The sequence below is a fragment of the Bacillus sp. MYb78 genome, from assembly GCF_002975115.1.
GTDB classification, from domain to species: domain Bacteria; phylum Bacillota; class Bacilli; order Bacillales; family Bacillaceae_G; genus Bacillus_A; species Bacillus_A cereus.
The window spans coordinates 149834-168757 of sequence record NZ_PCOB01000001.1 but is presented as its reverse complement, the minus strand read 5'-3'; the positions used below and the strand labels follow the sequence as shown (position 1 = coordinate 168757).

Genomic DNA, 18924 nt, shown 5'->3' with positions numbered 1-18924 from the left:
TTGAAAAAGTTTATTTTTATTGAAATATAAGGTAATCTATGTGTAAAGGTATACATTTAGCAAGAGAGAGGATGATAGCTGTGAATACATTCAAATGGATTAGTCATGAACAGATGTATGTAGATGAAATACATGTTGAAAAATGTGGTCCTCTTTCAGTCGGCGTATATGGGGGAAATCAAGAGAGTGATGCATATGAACGAGGAGATGCGGTGCTGGCTTGGTGGGATCCTGAATTACAATTTGAATTTGTTATGATTTTTGATACACATCACAAAACAAAAAATATAGATTATATAATAGAAGCGATTTCGGAAAGAAAAGAAAAACTAAAAGAGTTATTCTCATATCCAATACATTTAGCTTTCCATCATACACATATGTACTTATTAGCGTTATTTACAGATGAGTTATTTATTAAAAAGTGTGATCAAGATGATGAGGAACTCGCTTGCTTAATTTGTTTACGAAAAGGGGAATTTTTATATTGGTTATCAGTTGGTGATTGTTTCGCGTATTTATTCCATTCTGAGAAAACGAAAAATGGAAAAGGACGATTAAATAAACGGAAGAATTACGAATATATTGGCAGGAAAAATATTTTTGCAGCAAATACACCTTGCTTTACGTCAGGTGTAAGAGGATTAGAAAAAGGAATGAATCACATTGTAATGGCAACGGACGGTATTTTAGAGTGTGACAAACGAAGGTTTGATGATGATCAATCTTTAGTAGAAATATTGCACGACGGAAATAGCTTGCAGATTGAGCCCGTATTAACAAATGTACTGCAGTGGAAAGGTAGAGACTGTGCCACGATTATTGGATGGTCTATTGATACTGATAATAAACAATGTGCTAATTAATATAAAAGGAGTTCAAGGTTTTTATCCTTGAACTCCTTTTTGTTAAGCAATATGGATGTGATATGTTTTCAACCATTCATTTACTTGTAGCATATACTCCATGGCACTTCTTGCCTCAAAATTGTTAATCTCTTTATTACTTTGATCAGCAATTGAAAGTAAGACGGAATGGTTAATAAGTGAGAAAATAGGATTGTTTTTATTGTTACACATATCAAGTGTTAAATTACGGATTGTTTGTAAGTAGAGTGGATCTTGTGAAGTTGGATAAGCGCTTTTTCTTCTATTGCGTACATCGTCAGGTAAAGCTGGTTGTAGTGCTCTACGTAAAATGCCTTTTTCAATATTATCAATACTTTTTATGTTGAAAGGAACATTCCATAAATATTCAACTAATCTATAATCACAAAACGGTACACGAACTTCAAATCCAACAGCCATACTCATGCGATCTTTACGGTCAAGTAAGAAAGGAAGGAATCGTGTTAAAAATAAATAAAACATTTGACGTTGTTTCGCGGATTTTTTACTTTCGCCTTCAAGAGTAGGTACTTCAAGTATCGCCTCTTGGAATCGTGTATCAATATAGTCTTCTAGATTACATTGGTTACTTACTTCATTTAGTAGAAGAGGAGATGTATTTTTCCAATTTGTTAGCCAAGGAAACTTATCTACATATAGTAGTTCTTCTTGATGAAACCAAGGATATCCACCGAATACTTCATCAGCCGATTCGCCGGATAAAGCTACGGTCGCATCTTTTTTCATTTCGCAAAATAGTAAATATAGTGAAGTTTCCATTTCACCAGCACTCGGTAAATCTTTTGCATGAAGGGGAACGAATAATTGATTTGCTAATTCTTCAGCATTCACAATAATATCATGATGCGCTGTCCCGACATGTTCAGAAACGCGTTTTACCCAAGGTGCATCTAAACCAGTGCGAGCAAATGTCAGTTCGAAGTCTTTTGCGCTATTTACAAAGTCAACAGAATACGTATGAAGTGTTTTATTTTCAGCAGCAAATTCTTTACCCGCAAGTGCAGTAATACCGCTAGAGTCTAATCCGCCTGATAACATACAAACGAGAGGAACATCGGCAATTAATTGTCTTTTTACTGTATCTTGTAAAATAGATAAAATATGCGAAGATGTATCTTCTATAGAGTCTGTATGGAACTTACTTTCTAAATTCCAATACTTCGTAACTACTTTTTTATGACGTGTAAATGTTATAGAATGTCCAGCACGTACTTCTTGAATATTTTTAAAGACGCCACATCCTGGAGTGCGAAATAAGCCTAATCCAAATATTTCATTAATTCCATCCGCATCAATTTCAGCAGGGACAGATGGATGCGCTAATAATGCTTTAATTTCAGAGCCGAAAATAATACTGCCATTTCTTTCTGTAAAAAAGAGTGGTTTTACACCTAAATGATCTCGTGCTAAAAACAATTGTTGCTTCTGATCATCCCATAAGGCAAAAGCGAAAATTCCGTTTAAATGTCGTACGCAGTCTTCTTTCCATTCTAAATAAGCATGTAGTAATACTTCTGTATCTGAATGGGTTTCAAATGCATGCCCACATTTTTGAAGCTGCTCTCTAAGTTCACGGAAATTATAAATTTCTCCATTATAAGTAAGAGCATAAGTATAATCACCAGCACGAAATGTTTTTGGCTGCGTTCCTCCTTTAGGATCTATTACGATTAATCGGCGGTGTGCAAAAGCTGCGCGAGGTGAAAACCAAAATCCTTCAGCATCCGGACCACGATGCTGAATACTATTTGCCATCTTTTTTAAAATAACATGTTGATTTGAAAGGTCTTCTTTCCAATCTACCCAACCTGTAATTCCACACATACATATCTCATCTCCTAATTTAAAATAGTAGATTAACGAAATAAAATGTACACTAAGTTAAAGAATGACTATATAAATAGTGTACTACATGAACCAAATTGTAGACTTGAGAAAATTTTCTTTGAACGCATAGTTATGTGAGACAATGGCTAAGGAAAAGTATTCCATTACATACAAAAAATAAAAAAGATGAGAGAAAAAATTTTCTCAGACGTTATATAGGGTGTAAAAGCTTTTACAAAACAATAAGGGGAATCGCTACATGAAATCAAATGAGAAAAATTTTATAAAAAGATTACAGCGGCAAAAAGAAGACGCGTTAGAATTTGTTGTCGATACATACTTACCACTCATAAAGGGGATCACGCATAAAGTTCTACTTCCAATTCAAAATGATGGACTCATAGAGGAATGTATAAACGATATATTTCTTTCCATTTGGAATAACGCAAATAAATTTCATGGAGAGCCGAGCGATTTTAAAAAGTGGATTGCAGCGATTGCGAAGTTTAAAGCAATTGATTATTACCGGAAATCGACTAAAACAGTAGAAATCATTTCAGATGAGTTTCATATCAGTACAGAAAAATCAGCAGAAGACGAATTAATCGTTATGGAAGATAGGGAAGAATTATTGAAGCTCATTAATCAATTAGAGCCGCTAGATCAAAAGGTGTTCATTATGAAATATTTACTTGGTATGAAGACAGAGGAAATAGGTGACAAGTTAGGATTAACTCGGGCAGCAATTGATAATCGAGTGTACCGGGGGAAAAAGAAACTACAACAAAATGCTACGAATATTAGTTTTGGAGGTAGTGCGATATGAAAGACATTTATGAACTATTAAATGATATTGATATAGACGAAAAAGAACTAGAAGAAATTGAGGCTTCTGAAATTGAAAAGGAAAAAGTAAAACGAAATGTAAAACAATCGATACGTACGAAGAAAAAGATGAAAAGTTGGAAAAAAGGTGTCGCTGCTGCATCTATTTTAGTAGGGTTATCGGTTGCAACTCTTGGTATCGGTTTTCCTACATATGCAGGGGGATTGCCAATTGTAGGTGACATATTCCGATTTTTAGATAATGGTAGAACGGGGTTATATGAAAATTATAAAGAGTTTTCGACCGAGTTGAATATGACGAGGGAGAGTAATGGAGTTAAGGTTACAATTAATGATGTAATTTCTGATGGCAGAACATTATCTATAACGTATTCACTGGAAAGTGAGCAGGACTTAGGGGAGGATCCTATCATATTAGGTGGATTGGATATAATGGACGCTCATGGTAGTTCAGGCAGTGGTAAAATGACTAAAGTTAATGAAAAAAAGTATGTAGGTATGGTAACAACGACGCATCATGATAGCAATAAAAAGGACAAAGTAAACTTTAGATGGAATATAGAGAGAATAGAGATGCCAGATAGGAAAAAATCAATACAAGGTAATTGGAATTTCGCCTTAACTGTAAAATCAGTGGATAGTAAAGAGAGAACAATTGGTGGGAGTTCGGAAAAAGAAGGTATAAAAGCAAATATGGAAAAGGTCGCAATATCGCCAGTTTCATTTATTCTTTATTACAATCAAGAGGTTTCTAAGGGCGCGAGGAAAGAATGGGATAGTGTAGATGTTGAATTGACGGTTAAGGATGATTTAGGGAATATTTATTCGGGTGAAGGAAATGGGGGAAGTGGCAACGATCCTTACAATATCCATTGGAGTGCCACCTTCCAAAAACTAAACGAAAATGCAACAAAGCTTATCGTTACACCTCGCGTGCACTTGCGAGTACATACACCTGAAAATCATGGTGGAGTAGAGTATGTGAATGGGAAAGAGAAGAAAATAGAAGTGCCGAAAAAAGAAGCGAAGAGTAAAGATATTGTGTTAGATGATATTGTCATTGATTTAAAGAAATAAAAGAGAGACTGCCTAAAACCATTTAGGCAGTCTTTTTTTCGTTAAGAACTAGTAACGAGCAATGCATGCGGATGCTGCGTTTTATATTCATCTTTCCACGGAATATTTAGTTGTTCCCACGATTCGCCGCTATCATTGGATTGAAAGACGCCATTGTTATTTAACGTGTAAAACGTATGTGGTTCAGCCTTGTTTGTCGCAAACATCGAAATGACTGTACCGATTGCAGATGGTAGTCCTTGTTGTACTTGCTGGAAAGGAGTATCTTTCGTTTTTCGATAAATATAAGACTCATAAGGGATACGATGATGAGCCAGATCAGCACTTGGCGCGGCAGAAACTAGAATCGTATTACAATCAGCTGGATCAATTGCCATGCTGTATAAATAATGATGTTCAAGTCCTTCACTACATGAGATCCAGCTGTTTCCATTGTTATAACTTTCAAGATAAGCACGATCAGGTCCGCCCATAAATCCGTCACCACATGATGCATAAAGGCGATTTGGTGCTTCAGGGTGCATAAGTAATTGATGAGCATCGATAGGAGCACCGAATTTTTTATCAATCCATGTATGCCCTTTATCGTTACTTTGAATAACAGCACCAGCTTCGATTGAAACGTGTATTGTATTAGGGTTGTTTGGATCAACTGTAATCCAGCGTACGTGATGGGTAAAAGGTCTAGGCGGGAAAGCCCACGTATAAGAAGATAATAATGATTTCATATTTTTAAGTTCAGTCCACGTTTCACCACCATTTTCAGAGCGAAATAAAGCGCTCGGTTCTGTGCCGACATAAACGACCCCATATCCGTTCACTTGTTCATTTGAGCTTATTGTTATGGAAGTGATAGAGGAGTGTAAAATACCATCTTCTTTAGGGAAATCAAAGTAACGATAAGAATCTCCAATTGGTCTCCATGAATCCCCGCTATCGTCACTTAACCATAGACCTCGTCCAAATGTTCCGCAATATACACGGTTTGGGTGGAACGGATCAACAGCGATACAGGTAGGTTGCATATTTTGTAAGTGGTAAGTCGTTTCATAGTTATCATATTGTTCTTTCACTACAACAAGTTCACGTTCCATACAGAGAAATAAACGTTTCATTTAAGTAACCTCCTTAAAATTCTTTCATTAGTAAACAATATGAAAATAAAAAAGAAGTAGTCTTGTTTTATTTGAGAAAAAGGGATTGTCTAAAAAATAGCGAAGTGTGTATACAGAGGAAGCGGGCGTTTACAATCAGTCGATTCGGGATAAAGATGGGGAGTTTGTTTCATACTAACATACAGATATTGTACTTAAAGGAGTATAAGTATGGGACATTCGCATGATCATGGTCATTCAAAAAATAAAAAGGCGTTACTAATTGCCTTCCTACTAACAACAAGTTTTATGATTGCAGAAGTTATTGGTGGATTTGTAACAAATAGCTTAGCACTACTATCTGACGCGGGGCATATGCTAAGTGATGCAGTATCTTTAGCTTTAAGTTTACTTGCGTTTAAGCTCGGAGAAAAAACAGCAACAACTGTGAAAACATATGGATATAAGCGAGTCGAAATGTTAGCAGCATTATGTAACGGTGTCGTTCTTATTGTCATTTCGGTATACATTTTTATTGAAGCAATCCGTCGTTTTAAAGAACCAGTTGAGATTGCTAGTAATGGGATGCTCATTATTGCAGTCCTTGGTCTGCTTATTAATATTTTATCAGCTTGGATATTAATGAGAGGCGGAGATGTGAAAGGTAATTTGAATTTAAGAAGTGCTTTCTTACACGTACTAGGCGATCTATTGGGTTCCGTCGGAGCGATCATTGCTGCGTTACTTATTAAATTTTTCGGATGGACTGCTGCAGATGCGATTGCTAGTATTCTTGTGTCTATTTTAGTCATTATTAGTGGATGGCGTGTAACACGTGATACGGTTCATATATTAATGGAAGGTGCACCACAGCACATAAATGTTGAAGAGGTAAAAAGTACGTTATTAAATATTCCGATTGTCAAAGAAGTTCATGATTTGCACATATGGTCTGTCACATCGGATTTTCAAGTATTAACTTGCCACTTGATTATTAAAGGTAATGAAACGCAAAGTGTTTTAAAAGAGGCTACGGATGTATTAAAGGAGAAGTTTCATGTAGAACATGTCACCATTCAAGTAGAAATAGATGGTGAATTTCACCATGATGAGACAACTTGCAAAGTATGAAAGAAAAAGGATAAGAAAAAGTGTCATAACATTTTTCGCACGGCATACATATATATAATGTGGCCACAAATACTTTGCAAGGTAAATATTTCATGAAATTACTTTACTTATAAAGAGTCATCTTTTATAATCAAAAGTGGTAATTGATAGAGATTATCATTTTCAATGATTGTAGAAAGGAGTTTTTTAAAAGATGAGTAGTCAACTCCGTTTTGCTGTTGAAAATCGTAAGAGGCATTTAATTGATGAGTTAATTGGAGCAGGTGTGTTTAAGATTCGCGACCGACAATTATACGAGCTGTCTTTAGAGGAATTGGAAAAAGAGTACGAAGATATGGAAGATTATGCGAATATTCAGGCGTAGCTATATAGATTAGTAAAAGGAGAGCTGGTTACGATTTTGTGTAACCAGCTCTTTTTTTACTTCGTAGAAATTATTTTTTGTATTTCTTTCATGGGACGGAGCCAGTTTTGGGTCATTATTTGTTCCATTTGTTTTTCGTCCTGCTTCTGTAATGCTTGAATGATAGAGTGATGTTCTTCAATAGATTGACTTGCTGGAACAAAGTTTTGGAAAAACAAATATTCAAGACGTAAAACGTGAAGTTGCATATTTTCTAGAAAGGGTTCAATATATTGATTTTTAGCAATAGAAGAAATTGTATTGTGGAATTGTATATCTAATTCTAAAGCTTGTTTTGTGTTTTTTTTCTCTATAGAGTGCTGAAAATGATCATTTATTTCAGAAAGTAGTTGAATATCAGCGTCTGTAATGTTTTGAAGAGCTTGCTTTCCTATAATAGAGTGAAGACCAGCCATCGTTTCATAAATGATAGATACGTCGTCTAACTTAATAGGAGCAATTTTCGTTTTTTGCCCTGGTACCATTTCCACTAATCCAGAAAGCTCTAATATTTGAAGTGCTTCCCTTACAGGTGTTCTGCTTACTCCTAGTGCCTCAGCCAATTCCCCATCATTAATTTTTTCATTGGGCTTCAGTACACCTTCAATAATCCAATTTTGTAGTTGATTTAAAACGAGTGATTTTGCTGAAATTCTTCCTGGTTTTTTATAATTTTGAGGGACAGGCATAGTGAATTCAATCCTTTCATTGTATATTTTCCTTTTTTGCATGAACAAGCTTTAATTTTTGTTTCCCTTCATCCGGTTTTTGGCTTAAGATGAGCACCATTACAATGACACAAAAAGCGCCTAATAACTGAAAAGATTGAAATGGCACGTGCAATATAAGTACAGAAGAAATAATAGCTGCGAGTGGTTCTGTGCAACCAAATAATGTTGTTTCTTTCGGAGTCAGGTATCGTATGCTGTCTAAGTATAAATAAAAGGCAATAAGTGTCCCGAAAATGACGACAAATGTGATGAGCGGTAGGGTACTTAGTTTTACATATTTCATAGTTGATAATAAAATGAATTCGTTTGTAGAAATAAAGTGTACAATCGTTACACCAATACCCCCAATAATCATGCCCCATCCAACGATAACGGAGGAAGACCATTTTTCTAACAATTCCTTTGAATATAAACTATAAAAAGCGAGAGATAATCCAGATAAAATACCCCAAATAATAGCTGGTGTAGAAACAGCCAAGTTATGAACAGACCCGTTTGTTAGTAAGAGAAAAGTGCCTACTAATGAAAGGGTAATTGAAATGAAATCAATTTTTGATGGACGAACGTTCCATTTGAAAAGTAAGTATACAGTGATGAATATAGGAGCTAAATATTGTAATAATGTTGCCACGGCAGCATTTCCTTCTTTAATTGAAGCGAAATACGTATACTGTACAGCAAGCATACCGAATAGACCAAACAAAATCATTTTAATAGCATCAGATTTTTGTTTCCAAATGCCAAATATCTCTTTTTTTCTCGTTCCGAATGAGGAAATAATGAGCAAAATAATTCCAGATATAAGTAAACGGATCGTAACTAACCATTCGGTTGAAACATTGTCATATTGAAAAAGTTGTTGTGCAGCTGTACCAGACAAGCCCCATAAACAAGCGCCGATTATGACCATTATAATTCCTTTTAATCGATTTGAATCCATATGATCTAAAATTCTCCTTTCTAAAAATATAAATTGAATACAATATGCAATATATCACAGAATGACTCATTAATAAACTGAAATTTCTAATTTGTTTTTTGTGTATAGTAAAATATTGTAGAGGAGGGGGAGTATATGTTAGCTGGATTTTTAGTTTGTTTATTTGTTGGGTTACTTATCATTTTTTTAGTGTATCAAATACATGTGAAAAAGAGGTTGTTTTTGTTAGCAGGATATCAAGAAGAAACGTTTGTTGGAGATAAAAATAAATTAGCGAAGCTTTCAGGAGCATTTTCTTATATAGTCGGAGTTGCTACTATAATATTACCGCTTGGCTTAGAAAAAATAGGTAATGTAGTTGGTATCGTATATGCTATATTAATTGTTTTAGGTACAATTGTATTTATAATTAAAGCAAACCTATTAAGTAAGAGTGCTATAAAGTAAAAAGGCTTCATTCTACTGAAGCCTTTTATTAATTATTATGAAGTATAAGTAAAAGCCGGTATAGGATCAATAAATGTATTCCAATCTTGTCTCATTTCTTTTTCTGTTAATAGACAACTATCTAATGATTGTTCAATTAAAGAACAGTTCATATCAATTCCGATAAATACGAGTTCGGTTATTCGATCTCCATATTGTTTATCCCAGTTTTTCAATACTTCTGGTTCTTCTGTAATCATTTGATTTCTTTCAGTTTCAGGTAATGCCGCTATCCACTCACCGGCTCCTTGAATTGTAATAGAGGAACCTGCTTGAGATAGAAGCCCTATCATATTATTACGAGATGCCAGCCAGAAGAATCCTTTCGCTCTTACAACATCTAAAGGCCATTTTTCTAACCAATTCATAAGGCGCTTGGGATGGAAAGGATATTTGCGGCGGTAAACAAAGGACTTGATACCGTATTCTTCCGTTTCAGGTGTATGATGATCACTATTTAATTCTTGTATCCAGCCGGCCGATTGACTGGCTTCTTCATAATTGAATAGATTTGTGTTTAAAATTTCTTGTAATGGTACTTTGCTAAACGAAGATTCAAGAACTTTTGCCTTAGGATTTAATTTTTTTAGTAAATGATGAAGCTCTATCACATCTTCTTTTTCTAGCAAATCTATCTTATTAAGAATAATTACGTTTGCAAACTCAATTTGATCTATTAATAAATCAATAACTTCCCGGGTATCATTCTCATCGATTGCTTGTTTTCGGTCTAATAAACTTTCCCCGTCTGCAAAATCATCCCAAAATCTATTTGCATCTACAACTGTAACCATCGTATCGAGGCGGCAATTTTTCGTTAAATCAATGTTAAGAACTTCGTCTGTATAAGTAAACGTTTGAGCAACTGGAATAGGCTCACTTATACCAGAAGATTCAATAATAATATAGTCAATATCACCATTTTCAACAAGACGATTCACTTCTATCATTAAATCTTCCCGTAGTGTACAACAAATACAGCCATTTTGAATTTCTACTAGTTTTTCCTCCGTACGTGAAAAACCACCCTTTTTTATAAGAGATGCATCAATGTTTACTTCGCTCATATCATTAACGATAACAGCTACTTTTAAGTTATTCTTATTAGTCAAAATGTGATGTAGTAAGGTAGTTTTTCCAGATCCTAAAAAACCACTTAATACAGTGATAGGTACTTTTTTCATGAAACGATCTCTCCTTTAAATCGTAATGATTACGTTTTATATTAAACGATAGGAAAAGAAAAATCAATAATAAATCATAATGATTACGATTTAAGAATAGAAATAGACTATAAAATTTGTGCTGTAGTATGAAGCATTTGGACAAGCACATGTTTACATGTAAATAAAATGGAGGCGAGAAGCTTGGTCTTTAATAGAGTTTCAAAAGAATTAGCAGGCATAGCTCTTATCGCTATGTTTCTCTTTTTATTATTTTTTGTAGATTTTACAAGTCTAGTAAATTTGCACAAAAATATGCCACAGGAATGGTTGAATGTGAATACAGTATTTTTAAGTATCATTTTTGAAGCAATACCCTTTATTTTATTAGGGGTAATTGTTTCTTCATGTATTCAAGTGTTTGTGACGGAAGATATGATTCAAAAAGTAATGCCGAAATCTCCGATTGTTGCAATGATTCCGGCAGTATTTGTGGGAGTTCTTTTTCCAATGTGTGAATGTGTCATTATACCAATTGTAAGAAGGCTCATTCAAAAGGGGTTACCACTTCATGTAGGCATTGTTATTTTACTGAGTGCACCCATTATGAATCCAGTTGTTCTTTTATCTACTGTATATGCGTTTCAAAAAAATGATTACGTTGTATATGCACGCTTTGGGATAACAATTTTAGTTGCTCTATTCATAGGTCTAATTGTGTATTATTGCTATCGCGAAAGAAATGTTTTAAAAGACGTAGAGGTTTCAGTTCAAACAAGCAATAAAAAGAGTTGGAAAGATGTTATGAATCATATTGTAGATGAGTTTTTTGATACTGGTAAGTATTTATTGATTGGTGCTTTTTTAGCAAGTGTATTTCAAACGTTTTTTGATCGGAATGTACTGGATGCAATAGCACATAACGAAGTAATTGCCCCCTTTATTATGATGGGATTTGGTTATGTTTTATCAATTTGCTCTGCAGCCGATGCTTTTATAGCGGCATCTTTTGGACATGTTTTCTCGGTAAAGGCACTTCTCGCATTTCTTGTATTTGGGCCTATGCTTGATATGAAAAATACGTTAATGCTATTTGCATATTTTCAAAAGAGATTTGTATTCTTTTTGATAGGAATTGTCATTGCATCTGTGTATACCATCCTGCAAATCATAATGTTATAGGAGGTGAGAAAGAATGGAGAAAGAGGAGCAGAAGGCATATCATCGCTATATTCGTGGCATTATTTTAATTGGTTTAGCAATGCTCTTATTTAAACTACTTGTAACAGGTAATATTTATAATTTTATCGCTCCAAAAATGATCAAATTTACGTATATAGCTTTTGTAGTAATTTTAATTTTTGGTACTGTACAAGTTTGGGGAGATGGAAGAGAGAAACAGCATGATTGTAATTGTTGTAAACATCATACAACATCAAAATCAGGGATAAAAAGTTTCTTTGTATATGTTTTATTTGTCGTTCCGATAGTTAGTGCTTTTCTCTTTGGAAGTGTAACAATTGATGGAAGTTTAGCAGGAAAAAGGGGTATGAATCAAAGTGTACAGTCGAGAAGTCTGGAAAGGAATGAAAAAGAGGGGGAACAGGTTAATTTTGATGGGCGAGAAGTATCCGTTGATCCAGAAGAAACATCAAATTTATCAACGACTTATAAAACGGAAGAGCAAGTAGTAAAAAGTATGTTAGGACAGCGTAAACTACAAGTAAAGGATAAGGACTATGTTCAAACAATGAATGTAATTGGTCAAAATGTTAATTGGTTTAAAGGGAAAGAAATTACATTCTTAGGTTTTATATATAAGGATAAAGATGTGACGGGTAATAAAACAGTAGTGGCTCGATATGGTATAACTTGTTGTATTGCGGATGCATCAGTCTGGGGGATGATTGTTACCGGGAAAAATATTGAAAAAACTCCAGAAGAAACATGGGTGAAAATAACAGGATTATTAGATGAAACGACATATAAAGGAACAGTCTTTCCACTTGTAAAAGTAAACAAAATCGAGAAAATTAATAAGCCAACTGACCCATATGTATATGATGCTTTACCTCAATAGAAAAGAATAAATTCTTCATATTTTCATGAAATAGAATCATAATCAAGGCGATAAAAAAATAAAGATAAGAGTAATTTGGTTTGTTAAAAATATGTGCAGAAGGAGTTATGCGATGAACTGGGTTACTCATAAACCATCATTTGAATTTGAAACATTTAGTCCTATTATTCGGTCACAATCTGCGTGGAGTGGACATTTAGATTTTGCATATGACTTAGTACGATTTGAAAAACCAGAAACTTTAGTTGAGTTAGGTACACATCTAGGTGCTTCTTTCTTCAGTTTTTGTCAGGGAGTAAAAGATGGAGGGTTATCGACTAAATGCTTTGCAGTAGATACTTGGGCTGGAGATGGGCATACAGGTCCATATGGAGAAGGGGTTTTTCAAATAGTAGAAAAAGTAGTGAGTGATAACTACCTTAATATAGGAAATTTAATTCGATCTACTTTTGATGATGCTGTAGAGCGGTTTCAAGATGAAACGATAAATCTTTTGCATATTGATGGCTATCATACGTATGAAGCTGTTTCTCACGATTATAACACATGGCTACCGAAAGTCGCGAAAAACGGTATTGTATTATTTCATGATATTGAAGTTAGAAGTAGTGATTTCGGCGTGTATAAGTTTTGGGATGAGGTAAAAGCGAAGTACCCTCATTTTCAATTTGCGCATTCATATGGACTGGGAGTGTTATTTCCGAAGGGTTGTAGTGATAAGTTTGAGGAAATACTTAAAAATAAAGAAGAAATACAAAATATGTATAAATAAAGATAGGGCATGCATCATTTTTATGATGTGTGCCCTATTTTTTTATGTAGAACATAATGGTGTGAATTAAAAAGTGAAGATAGTTGTAAAAAGTTTTGTTGCAGCAAATATTAAAAAAGTTAGTATGGGATTGTTCCTTGTAAATAAAGTAAAGCTTTAATACGTTCATATCAATTCGGAATTTTACAGTAGTTAATTTCTTACCTAAGTGCTTTGCACTTACTGAATTTTAAGGCGGAGGTCTTATTGGCTGAAAATATCGGGATAAATAAAAATACAACATTTTTTATATTTTTCATTGCGAAAAACGTAATCTACTTTTACAATAGAAAGGGTTGTGAATATATTATACCGGAAAAATAAATCGAAATAATATGAAAATTTTGTTTTGTCTTCGCTAATTGTATATTACATACATGTAAGACGACATACGTCATGTTATCGACTTGTAAGGAGAGAAAAAAATGAAAAGTGTAAGATTACCATCGATGCTAGAAATCATAGTTCTTTTATTACTATTTCTTGCTGTTGTCTTTTCCTTCCAAACGATTTTTGATCTCCCAATTCAATTAGCGCTATTTATTTCATGGTTTTTAGTAATTGCGCTTGGATTAAGATTAGGATTTCGTTATCAAGAATTGCAAGATGCAATTACGAAAGGGATTTCTAACGGATTAGAAGCAATACTGATTTTAGTTGCAGTAGGTGCTTTAATTGGAACATGGATTGCTGGTGGGGTAGTACCAACATTAATCTATTATGGATTAGAATTTATTCACCCTAGCATATTCCTATTAGCAACATTAATTATTTGTTCTATAACTTCTATCGCAACAGGAACGTCTTGGGGAACAGTGGGAACAGCAGGTATTGCTATGATGGCGATTGGTGAAGGACTTGGTTTACCACTTCCGCTTGTTGCTGGTGCAGTTCTTTCAGGAGCTTATTTCGGCGACAAATTATCACCACTTTCTGATAGCACAGTTCTTGCAGCTTCTATGGCGAAAGTAGATGTTATCGCTCACGTTCGAGCTATGCTCGTATTAGATGTTCCGGCTTATATTATTACTAGTATTATGTTTACTGTAGCTGGTTGGATGTATGGCGGCGATAATGTAGATTTGAATCGAGTAGAATTTTTAAAAGAAGCTTTATTAAAGCAATTTGATATTAAAATATGGATGCTTGTTCCGGCGGTCATTGTTATCGTTCTATTAGCGATGAAGAAACCGTCTATGCCAACAATTGCAATGGGAGCTTTAATTGGTGCAATTTGGGCAACTCTTTTCCAAGGGATGAACTTTGGAGAGGCGATTGGAACAGCTTATAACGGATTCTCAATTCAATCTGGTGTTGAGTTTGTTGACAAGTTATTAAACCGTGGTGGAATTAACGGCATGCTTGGCTCAGTAGCCGTTATTATTTTCGGTTTAGGATTTGGTGGATTACTTGAAAAATTAGGTGTTTTAAAAGTAATCGTATCAAAATTCGAGAAGAAATTAAATTCTGCAGGTAATGTAACATTGTCTACATTAATCGTGGCATTCTTAGCTAATATATTTGGTTGTGCGATGTATGTATCACTAATTTTAACACCAAAAATTATGGAAGATAGCTATGATAAATTAAAAATAGACCGTCGTGTATTAGCGCGTAACTCAGAAGTAGGTGGAACGTTAACTTCAGGTATGGTTCCATGGTCTGATAATGGTATTTTTATGGCTGGTATTTTAGGTGTAGCAACGTTCTCATACGTTCCGTTTATGTGGTTAAGCTTCGTATCGTTAATTTTAGCAGTTATTTACGGATATACAGGCAAATTCATCTGGTATGTAGATGATGCAGATAAAGGAAAGCAAGCATCATAAAATAAAAATCACCTTCTACAACATGTAGAAGGTGATTTTTTTATTTTTTAATAGCATTTGCTGAAGTTATTTCAATCTCATATTTAGCAATTTTTTGTTGTATCTTTTTTAAGTTTTTTTCAGTGTCTTGAATGAGCTGTAAGACATTGGTCTCCTGTTGTTTCATTAATTCTAACCTTTGAAGGATGGTAGATTCTCCTTCCATAGACCAGTCGATAAATTGTTTTATTTTTTGAATTGGCATACCAGTGTTTTTTAAACACAAAATCATCTCTAAATATTTCAGTGCTTCTTCATCAAAAACTCGATCTCCTTTTTCGTTTCTTTGCAGAAAAGGAAACAGTCCTTGTTTATCGTAATAACGTATTTGAGAAATAGTTAAATGTTGCATTTTGGCGACTTGCCCAATTGTATAATACATATCATTCATCCTTTTATTACCAAGGTATAATGCCATCTTTGTTAAATATTTTACCATTATAGTTTGTTTCACTTAATGCATATTTAATAATAATTTTAGCACTTTCAGTGGTTGTATGGCCACCGGGGGAATTTCCATTAAGATCCGTAGTTGTAAAACCAGGAGTTACTCCAAATACTTCTGGACCGTTAGTGGAAAATTCTTTACTAAAAGCTAATGTTAAAGCATTAATAGCTGTTTTGGAAGAATTATATCCTAGTGTATTAATTGGATGTGTTTCACCATTAGCAAACATTGTTAGTGAGGCCATGTCAGTTGTTACATTTATGATTTTACTGTTGCTTGATTTCTTTAATAATGGTAAAAAGGCTTGCATCATTTGGAAAGTTCCAAAAAAGTTAACTTCAAATCCTTGGCGTAAAGTTTCAATATTTAATTCACTAGGTAGCGTATTGAAGTCTAGCGCTATGCCTGCGTTATTAATTAATAAATGTAAGTGGTCAGTCGTTTCGTAAATTTTCTTTGTTGCTTCTTGAATGGATTGTGAATTTGAAATATCTACTTGAATATAGGAAACGTTTGAAACATTTAAAGATTCTACGGCTTGTTGTCCAAGTTGTTCATTACGAGCACCTAAAAATACGTGATAATCTTTTTCTGCTAATTGACGAACAAGTTCATATCCAATTCCTTTATTCGCACCTGTTATAAAAGCATATTTTTTCATATTGAATTCCTCCAGTAGTGTTATAGTAGGTTACAATGGAAAGGATACAGCCTAAACTTAAGTTTAGGTCAAGAGGAATTTTTAAAAATAAATATAGAATATCTATATATAAGAGTGAGAATTCTTATCATTTAAGAGGAAGTCTGTTATTATAAGAGATGTAGGTATTATATTTTCAAGGGGATGAAAACATGGAGTACAGAATTGAAAGAGATACATTAGGAGAAATAAAAGTTCCAGCTGATAAATTATGGGCAGCACAAACACAACGTAGTAAAGAAAACTTTCCAATTGGAACAGAGCAAATGCCGCTTGAAATTGTAAAAGCATTTGCAATTTTAAAGAAGAGTGCAGCGCTTAGCAATCAAAAATTAGGAAAGCTATCAGAAGAAAAAGCAGAAGCAATTGTAGAAGCTGCGGATGAAGTGATTGCAGGGAAATGGAATGAACATTTTCCGCTTGTCGTATGGCAAACAGGTAGTGGTACACAGTCAAACATGAATGTGAATGAAGTAATTGCAAATCGTGGGAATCAAATTTTGAAAGAGAAGGGATCTGACGTACACATTCATCCGAATGATGATGTGAACATGTCACAAAGTTCAAATGATACATTTCCAACGGCTCTTCATGTAGCTTGTGTAATCGCAGTAGAAAATCACGTATTACCAGCAATTACGAAATTAAAAGAAACTTTAGCAGAAAAAGTAACTGCATTTGAACATATTATAAAAATTGGTCGTACACATTTACAAGATGCAACGCCGTTAACTTTAGGGCAAGAAATTAGCGGATGGCACCGTATGCTTGAAAAAACAGAGCGTATGATTGCAGAGAGCAATACATATATGAAAGAGTTAGCAATTGGTGGAACTGCGGTTGGAACAGGTATCAATGCTCATCCTAAATTTGGTGAGATGGTATCAGAGGAAATTAGTCAATTTACAGGTAAACAATTTGTTTCTGCACCAAATAAGTTCCATGCATTAACGAGCCATGATGAAGTTGTATATACTCACGGTGCATTAAAAGCATTAGCTGCAGATCTAATGAAGATCGCTAACGATGTACGTTGGCTTGCAAGTGGTCCACGTAGTGGTCTCGGAGAAATTATTATTCCAGCAAATGAACCGGGAAGCTCTATTATGCCAGGTAAAGTAAATCCAACGCAAAGTGAAGCGTTAACGATGGTTGTAGCGCAAGTAATGGGGAATGATGCAACAATCGGATTTGCTGCGAGCCAAGGTAACTTTGAGTTAAATGTATTTAAACCTGTTATTGCTTATAACTTCTTACAATCAGCTCACTTATTAGCGGATGCAATTGTTTCGTTTAATGACAATTGTGCAGTTGGTATTGAAGCAGATGAAGAAGTAATTAATGAAAATGTGAATCGTTCACTAATGCTTGTAACAGCGCTAAACCCACATATCGGATATGAAAATGCAGCGAAAATTGCGAAGCATGCTCATAAAGAAGGATTAACTTTAAAAGAAGCAGCATTGCAATCTGGACTACTAACAGAAGAGCAATTTGATGAAATTGTAGATCCAAAGAAAATGATTGCTCCAAAAGAGTAATAGAAAAAGCCAGGGTTCTGAGTATAGAATCTTGGCTTTTTTGATGTTCATTTTTATGTTTCATCTACTTGCAATACTGCAAGCTTCAAAATATATTATTTGTTAGCGGGCGTATTCATTACTTTCATCTGTGGGCAGTTCTCTTTTAAGAGTGAAATGAATTTTTCTTCTTCTTGTGGTACGAAAGTGGTCACTGAGTCAAATAAATTATAATTAATTTCTAATTGTTGCCTCGTCCATTTTTTTGAACGAAGTTTTTTGCCAGAGTACTTAATATGGCGAATGTCTTTAAATGGGATTTCAGTACGAAGTATGAAACCGTGTTTTACAACAAGAGATGATTCCGTTACGTTGTAGTGAGAGAAATAGAATGAAGAAAGATTCACGATATTTAATAGCATCATGAGAGTGAAAAAAATAGAATTTTCATTTTGGAAGAATAACGAAACGAAAAAAATAATTATAAATAATGTAATGAAAATGACGTGGAATGGATTTTTTTTCGCTTTAAACTTCAAGTTAGTCACCTCGGTATACTTGTTCTTTAACTAAATTAAATCATAACATTGTGATAAAACGTGTGAATATGCATAATTGCATATTCACACGTTTTATTATTCATGTAAAATTTCTTGATGGGATAAATTCAAAAGAAGTTTTGTAATAGTGGAGTGGCATGAAGTGACTTACAAGAATAGAAAGATAGCGTTAGTCATAATTAGTTGTATGATGATTATGAGTAGTTGTGCTAATAAATTTGTTGAAGATAGAAATCGAAAGCATACATTTGTACAAGTAAGTAAGGTTTTAGTAGAGACTGTAAATAGAATATATAAAAAGTAAAGGATGTTTTCTTATACGAAAACATCT

Annotated in this window: 20 protein-coding genes; 12 read left to right on the top strand and 8 right to left on the bottom strand. The window is 34.2% G+C overall.

Annotation, left to right across the window (positions count from 1 at the left end; genetic code table 11):
• The first annotated feature begins 38 nt into the window (after nucleotides 1-38).
• Nucleotides 39-866 carry a PP2C family serine/threonine-protein phosphatase gene (locus tag CQ064_RS00855; protein ID WP_002040904.1) on the top strand — a complete coding sequence of 276 codons (828 nt, stop codon included), beginning with the start codon at nucleotides 39-41 and terminating at the stop codon, nucleotides 864-866.
• Nucleotides 867-908: 42 nt separating this feature from the next.
• Here the strand turns inward: CQ064_RS00855 and asnB are convergent, their stop codons facing one another.
• Nucleotides 909-2732, bottom strand: coding sequence for an asparagine synthase (glutamine-hydrolyzing) (gene asnB / locus CQ064_RS00850; RefSeq protein WP_000333945.1), 1824 nt, complete (start codon nucleotides 2730-2732; stop codon nucleotides 909-911).
• A 262-nt stretch (nucleotides 2733-2994) separates the two neighbouring features.
• Here asnB and CQ064_RS00845 point away from each other — a divergent pair, with 262 nt between their 5' ends.
• Both CQ064_RS00845 and CQ064_RS00840 read left to right on the top strand, forming a co-directional pair.
• Entirely contained in the window at nucleotides 2995-3561 is a 567-nt protein-coding gene (locus tag CQ064_RS00845; protein ID WP_000840007.1) for a sigma-70 family RNA polymerase sigma factor, read from the top strand.
• Entirely contained in the window at nucleotides 3558-4658 is a 1101-nt protein-coding gene (locus CQ064_RS00840; protein ID WP_000653129.1) for a DUF4179 domain-containing protein, read from the top strand. Before CQ064_RS00845 ends, CQ064_RS00840 begins: the two co-directional genes overlap by 4 nt.
• 41 nt (nucleotides 4659-4699) lie before the next feature.
• On the opposite strand, the gene CQ064_RS00835 is transcribed toward CQ064_RS00840, so the two are convergent.
• Nucleotides 4700-5773 (bottom strand): WD40/YVTN/BNR-like repeat-containing protein, encoded by a 1074-nt coding sequence (locus CQ064_RS00835; RefSeq protein ID WP_000825318.1) that lies wholly within the window; start codon nucleotides 5771-5773, stop codon nucleotides 4700-4702.
• A 210-nt stretch (nucleotides 5774-5983) separates the two neighbouring features.
• Between CQ064_RS00835 and CQ064_RS00830 the strand changes: the two genes are divergently transcribed.
• Entirely contained in the window at nucleotides 5984-6883 is a 900-nt protein-coding gene (locus tag CQ064_RS00830) for a cation diffusion facilitator family transporter (RefSeq protein ID WP_000510023.1), read from the top strand.
• Nucleotides 6884-7076: 193 nt separating this feature from the next.
• The gene (gene fbpA / locus CQ064_RS00825; protein ID WP_000098302.1) at nucleotides 7077-7247 is read left to right on the top strand and encodes a Fur-regulated basic protein FbpA; all 171 of its coding nucleotides are present in this window, start codon (nucleotides 7077-7079) and stop codon (nucleotides 7245-7247) included.
• Between the two features lie 56 nt (nucleotides 7248-7303).
• Here fbpA and CQ064_RS00820 read toward each other — a convergent pair whose 3' ends face one another.
• Together CQ064_RS00820 and CQ064_RS00815 are read right to left on the bottom strand one after the other, a co-directional pair.
• Entirely contained in the window at nucleotides 7304-7975 is a 672-nt protein-coding gene (locus tag CQ064_RS00820; protein WP_003270099.1) for a GntR family transcriptional regulator, read from the bottom strand.
• A gap of 16 nt (nucleotides 7976-7991) precedes the next feature.
• Nucleotides 7992-8957, bottom strand: a complete 966-nt coding sequence (locus CQ064_RS00815) for a DMT family transporter (protein WP_000378080.1) — start codon at nucleotides 8955-8957, stop codon at nucleotides 7992-7994.
• A gap of 135 nt (nucleotides 8958-9092) precedes the next feature.
• On the opposite strand from CQ064_RS00815, the gene CQ064_RS00810 reads away from it, so the two are divergent.
• Nucleotides 9093-9404: a DUF3784 domain-containing protein gene (locus tag CQ064_RS00810; RefSeq protein WP_000879383.1), complete on the top strand. Its 312-nt coding sequence runs from the start codon at nucleotides 9093-9095 to the stop codon at nucleotides 9402-9404.
• 35 nt (nucleotides 9405-9439) lie between these two features.
• Here the strand turns inward: CQ064_RS00810 and CQ064_RS00805 are convergent, their stop codons facing one another.
• Entirely contained in the window at nucleotides 9440-10627 is a 1188-nt protein-coding gene (locus CQ064_RS00805; protein ID WP_000757666.1) for a GTP-binding protein, read from the bottom strand.
• A gap of 168 nt (nucleotides 10628-10795) precedes the next feature.
• Here CQ064_RS00805 and CQ064_RS00795 point away from each other — a divergent pair, with 168 nt between their 5' ends.
• The 4 genes from CQ064_RS00795 to nhaC all read left to right on the top strand — a co-directional run bounded on the left by CQ064_RS00795 (nucleotide 10796) and on the right by nhaC (nucleotide 15326).
• Nucleotides 10796-11788 (top strand): permease, encoded by a 993-nt coding sequence (locus tag CQ064_RS00795; protein WP_003270098.1) that lies wholly within the window; start codon nucleotides 10796-10798, stop codon nucleotides 11786-11788.
• A 13-nt stretch (nucleotides 11789-11801) separates the two neighbouring features.
• Nucleotides 11802-12686 carry a TIGR03943 family putative permease subunit gene (locus CQ064_RS00790; RefSeq protein ID WP_000409940.1) on the top strand — a complete coding sequence of 295 codons (885 nt, stop codon included), beginning with the start codon at nucleotides 11802-11804 and terminating at the stop codon, nucleotides 12684-12686.
• Between the two features lie 112 nt (nucleotides 12687-12798).
• Entirely contained in the window at nucleotides 12799-13458 is a 660-nt protein-coding gene (locus CQ064_RS00785; RefSeq protein ID WP_001104676.1) for a class I SAM-dependent methyltransferase, read from the top strand.
• 464 nt (nucleotides 13459-13922) lie between these two features.
• Entirely contained in the window at nucleotides 13923-15326 is a 1404-nt protein-coding gene (gene nhaC, locus CQ064_RS00780; RefSeq protein ID WP_000843992.1) for a Na+/H+ antiporter NhaC, read from the top strand.
• Nucleotides 15327-15366: 40 nt separating this feature from the next.
• Here the strand turns inward: nhaC and CQ064_RS00775 are convergent, their stop codons facing one another.
• Together CQ064_RS00775 and CQ064_RS00770 are read right to left on the bottom strand one after the other, a co-directional pair.
• Nucleotides 15367-15747 (bottom strand): MerR family transcriptional regulator, encoded by a 381-nt coding sequence (locus tag CQ064_RS00775; RefSeq protein ID WP_014481997.1) that lies wholly within the window; start codon nucleotides 15745-15747, stop codon nucleotides 15367-15369.
• A 16-nt stretch (nucleotides 15748-15763) separates the two neighbouring features.
• Nucleotides 15764-16474, bottom strand: coding sequence for an SDR family NAD(P)-dependent oxidoreductase (locus CQ064_RS00770; RefSeq protein WP_000759553.1), 711 nt, complete (start codon nucleotides 16472-16474; stop codon nucleotides 15764-15766).
• Between the two features lie 191 nt (nucleotides 16475-16665).
• Between CQ064_RS00770 and fumC the strand changes: the two genes are divergently transcribed.
• Nucleotides 16666-18054, top strand: a complete 1389-nt coding sequence (gene fumC / locus CQ064_RS00765) for a class II fumarate hydratase (protein ID WP_000456608.1) — start codon at nucleotides 16666-16668, stop codon at nucleotides 18052-18054.
• Nucleotides 18055-18149: 95 nt separating this feature from the next.
• Here fumC and CQ064_RS00760 read toward each other — a convergent pair whose 3' ends face one another.
• Nucleotides 18150-18572: a PH domain-containing protein gene (locus CQ064_RS00760; RefSeq protein WP_000669072.1), complete on the bottom strand. Its 423-nt coding sequence runs from the start codon at nucleotides 18570-18572 to the stop codon at nucleotides 18150-18152.
• Between the two features lie 163 nt (nucleotides 18573-18735).
• Here CQ064_RS00760 and CQ064_RS33275 point away from each other — a divergent pair, with 163 nt between their 5' ends.
• The gene (locus tag CQ064_RS33275) at nucleotides 18736-18897 is read left to right on the top strand and encodes a hypothetical protein (protein ID WP_000221434.1); all 162 of its coding nucleotides are present in this window, start codon (nucleotides 18736-18738) and stop codon (nucleotides 18895-18897) included.
• Nucleotides 18898-18924 lie beyond the last annotated feature (27 nt).